This is a genomic window from Micromonospora haikouensis (assembly GCF_000876225.1).
Taxonomy (GTDB): domain Bacteria; phylum Actinomycetota; class Actinomycetes; order Mycobacteriales; family Micromonosporaceae; genus Micromonospora; species Micromonospora haikouensis.
The window spans coordinates 1,715,710-1,727,567 of the sequence record NZ_JXSX01000003.1 but is presented as its reverse complement, the minus strand read 5'-3'; the positions used below and the strand labels follow the sequence as shown (position 1 = coordinate 1,727,567).

The 11,858-nt window shown below is 75.4% G+C and carries 6 protein-coding genes; 1 reads left to right on the top strand and 5 read right to left on the bottom strand.

All coding sequences use genetic code 11. From position 1 onward, the window contains the following. Positions 1-38 precede the first annotated feature (38 nt). The gene (locus TK50_RS28640; protein ID WP_043968616.1) at positions 39-533 is read right to left on the bottom strand and encodes a type II toxin-antitoxin system PemK/MazF family toxin; all 495 of its coding nucleotides are present in this window, start codon (positions 531-533) and stop codon (positions 39-41) included. 106 nt (positions 534-639) lie between these two features. Between TK50_RS28640 and TK50_RS28635 the strand changes: the two genes are divergently transcribed. Beyond that, positions 640-1,944, top strand: coding sequence for a hypothetical protein (locus TK50_RS28635; protein WP_043968614.1), 1,305 nt, complete (start codon positions 640-642; stop codon positions 1,942-1,944). Between the two features lie 81 nt (positions 1,945-2,025). On the opposite strand, the gene TK50_RS28630 is transcribed toward TK50_RS28635, so the two are convergent. Genes TK50_RS28630 through TK50_RS28615 form a run of 4 tightly spaced genes read right to left on the bottom strand, consistent with a single transcriptional unit; the run spans position 2,026 to position 11,853 of the window. Then, positions 2,026-7,596, bottom strand: a complete 5,571-nt coding sequence (locus tag TK50_RS28630; protein WP_043968612.1) for a non-ribosomal peptide synthetase/MFS transporter — start codon at positions 7,594-7,596, stop codon at positions 2,026-2,028. Then, complete coding sequence (locus TK50_RS28625) at positions 7,593-10,715, bottom strand: non-ribosomal peptide synthetase (protein ID WP_043968610.1); 3,123 nt, start codon at positions 10,713-10,715, stop codon at positions 7,593-7,595. Before TK50_RS28625 ends, TK50_RS28630 begins: the two co-directional genes overlap by 4 nt. Continuing rightward, entirely contained in the window at positions 10,712-10,900 is a 189-nt protein-coding gene (locus tag TK50_RS28620; protein ID WP_043968608.1) for an MbtH family protein, read from the bottom strand. The genes TK50_RS28625 and TK50_RS28620 overlap by 4 nt, the downstream gene beginning before the upstream one ends. After that, complete coding sequence (locus tag TK50_RS28615) at positions 10,900-11,853, bottom strand: TauD/TfdA family dioxygenase (RefSeq protein WP_043968606.1); 954 nt, start codon at positions 11,851-11,853, stop codon at positions 10,900-10,902. Before TK50_RS28615 ends, TK50_RS28620 begins: the two co-directional genes overlap by 1 nt. Between the last annotated feature and the right edge of the window lie 5 nt (positions 11,854-11,858).

Sequence of the window (11,858 nt, the reverse complement as noted above, 5' to 3'; positions counted from 1 at the left end):
CCCCGGCACGCCCCCGCGCCCGGGACCGGCCGCCGGGGTCAGCGCCAGCCGTAGCCGGCGCGCAGGGCCTGGCCGACCCGGTCGAAACGCGCCCGGTCCAGCACCGCGCCCTCGCGGCGGATGCTGTCCTCCCGCATGGTGAGGACGCGGTCGAGCCGCACCCAGCTGGGCCGGTTGTCCCGGTCCCAGGCGCCCGGGCCCAGCGCCAGCCAGTGCCGCTGGCCGTCCCGCTCGCCCTGGCTGGACAGCATCAGGCCGAACAGGGTCCGGCTGGACCGCCCGACCACCAGCACCGGGCGGTCCTTGCCCTGCCGGGGGTCGTCCTCGTAGGGGACCCACGTCCAGACGACCTCACCCGGGTCGGCCTGACCGTCGGGCTCCGGTGCGTAGCTGAGCTCCCGGCGCTGCAGCGCGGAGACCTGCCGGCGCCGCGCCACCTGGGCCGGGATCGGACCGGGGGTACGCGTCGGCGCGGCCCCGCCGCGGGCCACCCGCCCCAGCCGGGACGCCACACTCCTCAACAGACCTGCCACGGCGGGCAGCCTAACCCGTCCCCCGGCCCGCCGCCCACCCACGGCGGGAGGAGACGCGGCGCAGCCACCGCCGGGCGAACGGGACCCCGCCGGGCACAGTAGGGGCATGACGACGAACCTCCACGCCCCGCTGGCCCGCTACGCCGCCCGGCTGCACGCCTCGGCCGGCGACCGGCACCACGTCGCGTCCCCGCTGGGCGCGTGGCTGCTGCTCGCCCTCTGCGCGTCGGCCGCTCCCGACGGCGACGCCGCCGGGCTCGACGGGGACGCCGCCGACCTCGCCGACGCGCTGGGCATCGCACCGGCGCGGGCCGCCCGGATCGCCGCCGACCTGCTGGACGCGCCGCATCCTCTGGTGCCGTCGGCGACGGCCGTCTGGCACCGGCCCGGCACGAAGACCGCCGGGCTGGACGCCTGGCGGGCCACCCTCCCCCGCGCCACCGGAACCGGCCCGCTGCCGGACCAGGCCGGCCTCGACGCGTGGGCCCGCGAGCACAGCCTCGGGCTGGTCGAGCGGTTCCCGCTGACGCTCACCCCCCGCGTGGCGCTCGCCCTGGCCTCGGCCGTGGCCACCCGGATCTCCTGGGCCACCCCGTTCGACCTCGCCCCGGCCGGGGCGCTCGGCCCGGACAGCCCGTGGGCCGGGCGGCTGACCCGGGTGCTGCGCACCCCGGCGCACGGGCACCGCGCGTGGATCGCCGCGACACCGGAGGCCGGGGACGTCGCCGTGCACGTGGCGGCGGCGCAGCCGGCCGGGGACGGCACCGGCGGGCACGCGGCGGGCGGCGCGAACGGCGGCGGAACCGACACCGCCGGGGCGGGGCTGTCGGTGGTCTCGGTGGCCGCCGCCCCCGGGGTGGCCCCGGCCGACGTGCTCGCCGCCGCGTACCGGATCGCCGCCGACGCCGACGCCGACGAGCCCGCCGGCCGGCGGTCGCTGTTCGACCTGCCGCTGGGCGACACTCCGCTGTGGACGCTACGCGAGGAGGCCGTGCGCACGTTCGCCCCCGACCGCCGGGAGCAGCGGCACACGGCGACGCTGCCCTGCTGGTCGGCCCGCGACGAGCACGACCCGACCGGGATCGGGTTCGCCGCCGCCGGCCGGGTGCTCGCCCCGCTGGTCGGCGCGGGCGACGTACGGGCCCGGCAGGCGGTCGCCGCCCGCTACGACCGGTACGGGTTCGCCGCGGCGGCCGTCACCGGGATGTTCGCGCGGGTCAGCCTGCCCCCGCTCGGGGTGGCCCGCGTCGCGGAGCTGCGCTTCGGCCACCCGTACGCCGTGGTGGCCGTCGCCACCGACCGGCGCGGCGGCGGCACCGGCCCGTGGCACGGGGTGCCGGTCTTCTCCGGCTGGGTCGCCGAGCCCGACGACGTCGCCGACGCCGACCTGGCCGACCCGCCGGGGGCCTGAACGCGCGAGGGGCCTGCGGCGGTGGACCGCCGCAGGCCCCTCGGCCCGGGTGGTGGCCGGCCCACGGGCCGGCCGGGCGGGTCAGGCCGCCACGGGCACCTTCTCCTCCTGCCGCTCGGCGGCCCGGGCGGCGAGCCGCCGCTCGCGCTCCTGCGCGCCGATCAGGTCGTCGGGCAGCGAGTCCGGCACCTCCACGTCGAAGCGGCGCAGCAGCCGGATCGCGAAGCCGCCGAGGGTGACCAGCACCAGCGCCGCGCCGAAGCAGACGTACGCGAAGCCGATGCCCCGGCCCGGACCGGTGCCGATGACCGCGCCCACCGACCCGGCGAGCGCCCCGCCCTCGGCGAGCATCGGCTCGAACAGGCCGGTGGCCGCCGGGGCGAGCAGCGCGAACCCGATGGGCAGCGTCGACCAGGAGATGGTCTGGTTGAGGCTGAACACCCGGCCGTGGTAGCGCTGCGGCACCTTCACCTGGACGATCGTCGCGTAGATCGACTGGGCGGTGGTCATGGACATGGCCAGCCAGAACGCCCCGACGCAGATGACCACCACGGAGGCGTCCAGGCCGATCACGACGCAGCCGAGCGCGGTGCCGAGGTTGCCGATCAGGACGCCGATCATCCGCCGGTGGCGGGGGCCGCCCCACAGCGACATCAGCACGCCGCCGGCCACCGCGCCGAGCGCCTCCGCCAGGGCCACCTGCGCCACCTGCGTCGCCGTGGCGAAGGAGAGCACCAGCGGGGTGGTCAGCACCAGCGCCGGGGCCAGGAAGATGTTGCCGATCGCGAAGTAGCCCAGCATGAGCCGGAAGCCCCGGTGCTGCCACGAGTAGCGCAGCCCGTTGGCGATCGCGACGAGCAGCCGTTCCCGGGGCCGCCAGCCGAGCAGGTCGGGGAAGCGGACCACCGCCAGGGTCGTCACCGCCACCACGTAGCTGGCCACGTCGATGAGCAGGATGCCCTTGAGCTCGATGGCGGCCAGCAGGCCGGCGGCGAAGACCGGCATCAGCAGCATCGCGAAGCCGTTGGTGAGCTGGGTGACGCCCATCGCGTGGCCGAGGTAGCGCTTCGGCACGAGCTGCGGCACCGCCGACTGGAACGCGATGCGCTGGAACGACCCGGCGACCTGGCTGAGCGCCACCAGGGCGTAGATCATCCACAGCCGCAGGTTGTCCGTCCAGAGCAGGGCGGCCAGCACCAGCTGGATCGACCCGGCGGCGGAGCTGGCGATCATCATGATGCGACGGCGGCTGACCCGGTCGGTGATCGCGCCCGCGATGGGCAGCATCAGCACGCCGCAGATCAGCGCCAGCGCCCACAGCAGGCCCAGGTTCGCCACCGAGCCGGTCTGGGTGAACAGCCAGATCGGCAGGGCGAACGCGGTCAACGCCGAGCCGGTGGTGGAGACGAGCTGGCCGGCGGTGACCGCGACGAACCGGCCCATGCTCGGCTTGACCACGGCCCGCTCGGGGCTCCGGTCCGCGCCGACGCGCTGGTGGTCGGCGACGACCCAGCCGGCGTCCTCGCCCCGGGCCGCCGCCTCCAGGGCGGTCGTGTCGCCGGCGCGCACCGCCGGGTGCACCGACGTGACGATCTCCGCCAGCTCGTCGGCCCGGTACTTGAGGAAGAAGTGCCCCGCCTGGTCGAGCACGACCAGCCCGACGGTGTCGGTGAGGAACTGCCACTCGGCGTACCGCTCGGTGAAGTAGTCGGTCACCGGGTCCTCGGAGCCGACCACCGAGACGATCGGGGCGCGCAGCTTCGCCGCACCGGCGTCGAGCAGCCCGGTGAAGTACTCCTCGGAGGCGCGGGAGTCGGCCCGCATGTTGCTGATGATCCGGTCGGCCTGCTCCGGGTCCAGCTCGTCGGTGTCGACGCCCATCGACTTGAGCCAGCTCGCGTAGTGCTTGTTGCTGCGCAGCCGTTCGAGACGGTTGCGGGCAGCGGCGAAGAGGCCCTTCGGGCGGGCGAACGGGAACATCGCGCCGATGTAGAGCGCCTCCAGCTCCCGGCCGGCCGCCTCGACCTTGCGGGCCACCTCGGCGACGATGGCGCTGCCGACGCCGCAGTGGCCGTACAGGACGATCGGGCCGGAGATCCGCTCGACGATCTCGTCGGCGACCCGCCGGGTCAGCTCCTCGAACGGCAGGCCCTCCTCGCTGAGGCCCACGTCGTGGCCGGGGATCGCCAGCGAGTACAGGGCGTTGCCGGCGGGCAGGGCGTCGGCGAGGGGCTGGTAGACGATGGCGCTGCCGCCGCCGTAGGGGACGCAGACGTACGTGCGGACCCGCTTGCCCGCCGGGATCGGCTTGGTCAGCTCGTAGAGCAGCCGGCGCGGGCCGTCGTCGGCGGCGTCGCCGGTCATGAACGCGGCCAGCTCGCGGATGGTCCGCTGCTGGAACAGGTCCATCACGCCGACGGGCCGCCCGCCGTGCTCGGCCTTGCGGATCTTCGCGACGACCTGGGTGGCGAGCATCGAGTGCCCGCCCAGGTCGAAGAAGTCGTCGTCGATGCCGAGCGTGTCGACGCCCAGCACCTCCGACCAGATCCCGGCCAGCAGCCGCTCGGTGTCGTCGCGCGGCTCGACCAGCGCCACCGACGCCTCTCGGGTCACCACGGGCGCGGGCAGCGCCCGCCGGTCGAGCTTGCCGTTGGGGCTCAGCGGCAGCGCGTCGAGGGTGACGAACGCGGTCGGCACCATGTATTCGGGCAGCGTCTCCTTCAGCGCCGCCTTCAACGCGGCGTGCTCGGCGTCGCCCACCAGGTACGCGGTGAGCCGCTTGTCGCCCGGGGTGTCCTCGCGGACGATGACGGCCGCCTCGGTGACGCCCGGCTGCTCCCGCAGGGCGCTCTCGATCTCGCCCAGCTCGATGCGCAGGCCGCGCAGCTTCACCTGGTGGTCGATGCGGCCGAGGAACTCGATCACCCCGTGCGGGCCGTCGCCGGCCGCCACTCCGCCGCCGGCCGCGTCAGCGTTGCCGGCCGCGTCGCCGTTGCCGTTGCCGGCCGGGGAGACGACCCAGCGGGCCAGGTCGCCGGTGCGGTACAGCCGGGCCCCCGGCTCGCCGGAGAACGGGTCGGGCACGAACCGCTCGGCGGTCAGCGCCGGCCGGCGGTGGTAGCCCCGGGCCAGGCCGACGCCGCCGATGTGCAGCTCCCCCGCCACGCCGACCGGGCACTCGTTGCCGGCCGCGTCGAGCACGTGCAGCCGCAGGTTGGCGATCGGCCCGCCGATCGGCACGCCGGACAGCCCGGCGAGCGCCGCCCGGTCGCAGTGCCAGGCACTGACGTCGATGGCCGCCTCGGTGGGGCCGTACAGGTTGTGCAGCTCGCACCAGGGCAGCCGGGTGGTGAACTCCACCGCCGAGGCCAGCGGCAGCTCCTCGCCGGAGCAGATCACCTGACGCAGCCCGGTGGCCGCCTCGATGCCGTCCTCGCCGAGGAAGACCGTCAGCATCGACGGCACGAAGTGGGCGGTGGTGATCCGCTCGGCCACCAGCAGGTCCCGCAGGTAGCCGGCGTCCTTGTGGCCGCCGGGCTTCGCCAGCACCAACCGCGCGCCCTCGCGCAGCGGCCAGAAGAACTCCCACACCGACACGTCGAAGCTGGCGGGGGTCTTCTGCAGCACCGCGTCGTCGGCGGCGAGCCGGTAGGTCTCCTGCTTCCAGTGCAGCCGGTTGACGATGCCCCGGTGGGTGTTCGGCACGCCCTTGGGCCGGCCGGTGGAGCCGGAGGTGTAGATGACGTACGCGAGGTTGCCGGGCCCGGCCGTCGGCGCGGGGTCGGTGGTGGGCTGGTCGGCCCACGTCGCGGTGTCGTCGAGGGCGAGCACCGTCGCGCCGGTGTCGGGCAGCACGTCGCGCAGGTGCTCCTGCACCAGCACGACGGGCGCGGCCGCGTCGGTGACCATGAACGACAGCCGGTCGGCGGGATACTCCGGGTCCAGCGGCAGGTACGCGCCGCCGGCCTTGAGCACGCCGAGCAGCCCGGCGACCAGCTCCACCGACCGCTCGGCGCACACGCCGACCAGGGTCTCCGGGCCGACGCCGGCCGCGCGCAGCCGGTGGGCGACGCGGTTCGCGGCGGCGTTCAGCCCGGCGTACGTCACCGGGCGGCCCTCGAAGGTCAGCGCCACCGCGTCGGGGGTGGCGGCGGCCCGCGCCTCGAACGGCCCGTGCAGGGTCTGCTCCTGCGGGAACCCGGCTGCAGTGTCGTTCCAGGCGGCCAGCAGCTCCCGCTCGGCGGGGTCGACCATCGGCAGGGCCGAGACCGGGGTGTCCGGTGCGGCGACGACCGCCCGCAGCAGGGTGGTCCACCGGCGGGCGATCCGCTCGACGGTGGCCCGGGTGAACAGGTCGGTGTTGAAGACGAGCTTGCCCCAGAGCCCCTCGGTGGTCTCCACGGCGTGCAGCTCGAAGTCGAACCGGGTGGCCCGCAGCTCCATCGGCGTCCACTCGAAGCGCACGTCGGCGGCGTCGGAGACCCCGGTGAACCGGCCCATCTCGTAGTTCTGCAACACGAACATGGCCTGGAACACCGGGGACCGGCTCACGTCGCGGGGCAGGCCCAGCTCGTGCACGACCTTGGCGAACGGCACGTCGGCGTGCTCGAAGCCGTCCAGCACGCCGCGCCGGGTGCGCTCCAGCAGCTCGGTGAACGTCGGGTCGCCGGCCAGTTCGGCGCGCAGCGGCAGCATGTTGATGAACATGCCGACGACGTTCTCCAGCTCGGGGACGGACCGGCCGGCCACGGACGCGCCGACGGCGAAGTCCTCCTGCCCGGCGTGCCGGGACAGCAGCACCTGGTAGGCGGCGAGCAGCGTCATGAACAGCGTCGCGCCGGACGTGCGGGTGAGCGCGTTGAGCCGCTCGGTCTCGGCCGGGTCGAGCTGGAACTCGACGAAGTCGCCCCGGTAGGTCTGGGTGGCCGGGCGCGGCGCGTCCAGCGGCAGCTCCAGCGGGGTGATCCCGGCCAGCCGGGACTTCCACCAGTCCAGGTGCCCCCGGGCCGCCGGGCCGTCCAGCTCCTTGCCCTCCCACACGGCGAAGTCGCCGTACTGCACGGGCAGGGCGGGCGGCTCGCCGCCGTGGTAGAGGGTGATCAGGTCGCGCAGCAGCACGTCCACCGACCAGCCGTCGCCGACGATGTGGTGCTTGCTCAGGAACAGCACGTGGTCATCGGGGGCGAGGCGGATCAGCAGGGCGCGCAGCAGCGGCCCGGTGGCCAGGTCGAACGGCTCCGCCGACGCGGCCTCCACCAGCGCCTGCGCGGCGTCGGCGTCGGCCGCCTCCGTCACCGTCAGCGGCACCTCGACGGACTCCTCGACCACCACCGTGGGGCGGCCGTCGGCGTCGGCGGGGAACCGGGTGCGCAGCGACTCGTGCCGCGCGGTCAGGGCGGCCAGCGCGCCGCGCAGGGCCGCGACGTCGAGCGGCCCGCGCACCCGCAGCGGCACCGCGATGTGGTACGCCGCCTCGCCCGGGGCGATCTGGTCCATGAACCAGACCCGCTCCTGGGCGTACGACAGCGGCACCTGCGCGCCGGCGGGTCGGGGGGTGATCCGGGCGGCGGGGGCGGCGGCCCGCTTGCGCAGGCGCTTGGCGATCAGCGCCTGCCGGGCCGCCTCCCGGGCCGGATCCTTCAGGTCGGTCATGCGGTGGGTCCCTCTTCCGTCGCCAGCAGCTCGGCGACCTCGGCGTCGGAGAGCTCGTCGAGTTCCGCGGCGATCAGCTTCTCGATCTGGGCGGCCAGGTCGGCCACCACCGGGCTGCCGAACAGCGCCCGCATGGGCAGGTCCACGTCCACCTCGGCCCGGATGCGGGCCATCGCCCGCATGCCGCGCAGCGAGTTGCCGCCGAGGGCGAAGAAGTCGTCGGCCGCGCCGACCTTCTCCACGCCGAGGATGTCGGCGTACACCTCGGCCACCAGGGCCTCGGCGTCGGTGCGCGGGGCGACGTACGCGTCGTCGACCGCCGCCGGGGCGGCCGGGGCGGGCAGCGCGGCCCGGTCCAGCTTGCCGTTGGGGGTCAGCGGCAGCGCGTCGAGCGTGACGAACGCGGCCGGCACCAGGTGCGCGGGCAGCTCCCGGGCCAGGTCGGCCGCCAGCGTCGCCGGGTCGGCGTCGCCGACGAGGTAGCCGACCAGCGCCGGCTCGCCGGAGTCGGCGCGCACGGCCGCCGCCGCCGCCCGCACGCCCGGCCGGGCCAGCAGGGCCGACTCGACCTCGCCCAGCTCGATGCGCATCCCGCGCACCTTCACCTGGTCGTCGCGGCGGCCCAGGTACTCCAGCGTCCCGTCGGCCCGCCAGCGGGCCAGGTCGCCGGTGCGGTACATGCGCTGCCCCGGCGGCCCGTACGGGCAGGGCAGGAACCGCTCGGCGGTCAGGCCGGGGCGGCGCAGATAGCCGCGGGCGAGCTGGTCGCCGGCCACGTACAGCTCGCCGGCCACGCCCGGGGGCACCGGGTGCAGCGCGGCGTCGAGCAGCAGCGCCCGGGTGTTCCAGGTGGGCGTGCCGATCGGCACCGCCCCGGCGGCCAGCTCCTGCCCGGGTGCGATGCGGGCGGCGACGCAGCCGACGGTGGCCTCGGTCGGGCCGTACTCGTTGGTGACGGCCACGCCCGGGTGGGCGGCCCGCCAGGCGGCGAGCTGTTCGCCGGTGAGCGCCTCGCCGCCGATGACCAGGTCCGCCGTCGGGGACAGGGCGTCGTCGAGCAGCGGCAGGTGGCTCGGGGTGACCTTCAGGAACGCCGGCTTCCCGCCCGCGCGGGCGGCCGGCTCGTCGATCGCGGCGAGCCGGACGGTGCCGCCGGCGGTCAGCGGGCCGAGCAGCCCGGTGACGGTCAGGTCGAACGACACCGGCGAGTGCAGCAGCGCCGTGCCGGCCAGCCCCGGGTAGGCGTCCCGGGCCCAGGCCAGGTAGGCCGCCACCGCCCGGTGCTCCACCACGACGCCCTTGGGGCGGCCGGTGGAGCCGGAGGTGTAGAGCACGTACGCCGGGTGTTCGGGGCGCAGCGGGGCGACCCGGTCGGCGTCGGTCAGGTCGGCCGCGTCGAGGTCGGCGGCGGTGCCCGGGTCGAGCACCAGCGCGTCGCCGGGCACCAGGGCCGCCGTGTCGGCGGCGGCGAGCACCAGCGCCGGCTCGGCGTCGTCGAGGAGATAGGCGATCCGGGCCGCCGGGTAGCCGGTGTCGACCGGCACGTACGCGGCCCCGGACTTGAGCACCGCGAGGACGGCCACCAGCAGGTCGGCCGAGCGGGGCAGGGCCAGCGCGACCCGGGTCTCCGGGCCGGCCCCGCGCGCCACCAGCAGCCGGGCCAGCCGGTTCGCGGCGGCGTTCAGCTCGGCGTACGTCAGCTCGACGCCGTCGCTGACCAGCGCGGTGGCGTGCGGGGTGGCGGCGGCCTGCCGCTGCACCTCGTCGACGACGGTGCCGGCCGGCCGGGCGTGGTCGGTGGCGTTCCAGGCGTCGAGGACCAGCCGCCGCTCGGCGTCGTCGAGCAGGGGCAGCTCGCTGACCCGCCGGCCGGGGTCGGCGACGGCGGCGGCGAGCAGCCGCACGTAGCGGGCGACGACCGCCTCGGCGGTGGCCCGGTCGAACAGGTCGGTGCGGTAGACCAGCCGGCTCTCCCCCGCGGTGACGTCGAAGGCCAGGTCGTCCTTCGTGGTGCCCAGCGGCACCGGGTCCAGGCCGGAGTCGGGGATGAAGTTCAGCGCGGTCTGGAAGATCGGCTGCACCGACGGGTCCCGCTGCGGGGCGACCGCTTCGACGATCTTCTGGAACGGGGTCTGCCCGTGCTCCATCGCGTCGAGCAGGCCGCCCTTGACCCGGCCGAGCAGTTCGGCGACGGTGGGGTCGCCGGTCAGGTCGCAGCGCAGCGCCACCGGGTTGACGAACATGCCGATCAGCGGGGCCACCTCGGCGGTGTCCCGGCCGGCGGTGGAGACGCCCACGACCACGGTGTCGTCGCCGGAGATCCGCGACAGCAGCGCGGCGAACCCGGTCAGCAGCACCATGTACGGGGTGGCCGCCGACGCGGTGGCGAGGGCGCCGACGGCGTCGAGCAGCCCGTCGGGCAGGTCGAAGCGGACCTCGTCGCCCGCGAAGCCGAGCTGGGCCGGGCGGGGCCGGTCCAGCGGCAGGCCGGTCACGGCGGGGGCGCCGGCCAGGTGCGCCTTCCAGAAGTCGAGCTGCCGGTCCAGCTCCGGGCCGGCGAGCTGGTCGCGCTGCCAGGCGGCGAAGTCGGCGTACTGGATGGGCAGCTCGGGCACGGCGGCGGGCGCGCCGGTCAGCGCGGCCGTGGTGAACGCGGACAGCTCGGTGGTGAACAGCACCGCCGAGTGGGCGTCGAAGACGGCGTGGTGCACCACGAACTGCACCGACCACGCCTCGTTGACCTTGACCAGCCGGGCCCGCCACAGCGGCGGAACGTCCAGCGGGATCGGGGTGCGCGCCAGCTCCTCGCGGATCGCGTGGTAGCGGGCGAGCCGCTCGGCCTCGGGCAGGCCCGACAGGTCCTCGGCCGGCAGGCGGACCGGCTCGTGCTCGCGGACCACCTGCACCAGCGTCCCGTCGTCGGAGCGCAGGTGGGTGCGCAGCGCCTCGTGCCGGGCGACGACCTGGTTGAACACCTCGGTCACGGCGTCGGCGTCCAGCTCGGGCGGGAAGGGCCACGGGTTGGACACGTTGTAGACCGGCGAGCCGGGGTCGAGCTGGTTGGCCAGCCACACCCGCTCCTGGGCGAAGGAGGCGGGGAAGGTCCACTCCCGCGTCATGAGGCTGCCTCGCGTACGGAGCGGGGGCGCATGTCGGTCCAGACGGTGTCGATGTGGGCGAGGCACTCGGAGCGCGTGCCGGCGAAGCCGGTGTCGTGCCAGCCCGCGGGGAGCTCCCGGTCGGCCGACCAGATCGAGTACTGCTCCTCGTCGTTGCGCACGACCAGGAATCGGGTTTCGGCCATCAGTTGTCTCCAGTGCTCTCGGGGGTGTGCGGCTCGGCCATCGCGACGGCGATCTTGCGGGGGCCGGTGAACGGCTCCCGCGCGTGCGCGGCCGTCATGTTGTCGACCACCAGCACGTCGTCGCGCTGGTAGTCGAAGCGGACGCTGGCGGCCCGGTACGCGGCCCGCAGGTGGTCCAGCACGTCGGCGGGGATCTCGCCGCCGTCGCCGTAGTAGGTGTTCGACGGCAGCCCGTCGGGGCCGAACATCGCCAGCAGCCCCTCCTGGTATTCCTGCGGCAGGGTGCTCAGGTGGAAGAACGTGGCGTGGTTGAACCAGCGCGGGGTGTCCGAGCCGGGCCGGTAGTGCACCGGCTCGCGCACGGCGCGGGTGCGCAGCCCGTCCGCGCCCACCCACTCCAGGCTGATCCGGTTCGCCGCCGCGTACGCCTCGACCTCGGCGCGGTCGTCGGTGTTGAACACGTCCTGCCAGCGGGTGCCGAAGTCGGCGTGGAAGTTGCGCACCAGCATCCACCGGCGGCGCACGAACTCCTCCCGCACGGCCGGGTCGATCAGCTCGTACACCCGGCGCACGTCCGCCAGGGGCGTCGCGCCGAGGGTGTCGGGCGGGGTGACGCACCAGAAGAACAGCGTCAACGGCCAGCGCGCCTGGTACGAGTTCTCGTTGTGCAGGAAGATCTCCTCGTCCGGCGGGTAGTCGGTCGAGGTGTAGACCCGGCCCTTGATGGCGTGCCGGGGCGAGGACCGCTCGGTGTAGACCAGCGGCTCCCCGGCCAGCGCCCGCACCACCGCGTCGAAGCCGTCGACGCCGCCGACGTCGAAGCCGCGGAACAGCAGCCCGCCGTGGTCGACGAGGGCGGCCCGCAGCTCGGCACGGCGCGCGCCGATCAGGTCGGTCAGTGCCCGGCCGTCGCTTTCGACGACCACCGGCAGCGTGGCGATCGTGTCGCTCATTGCTC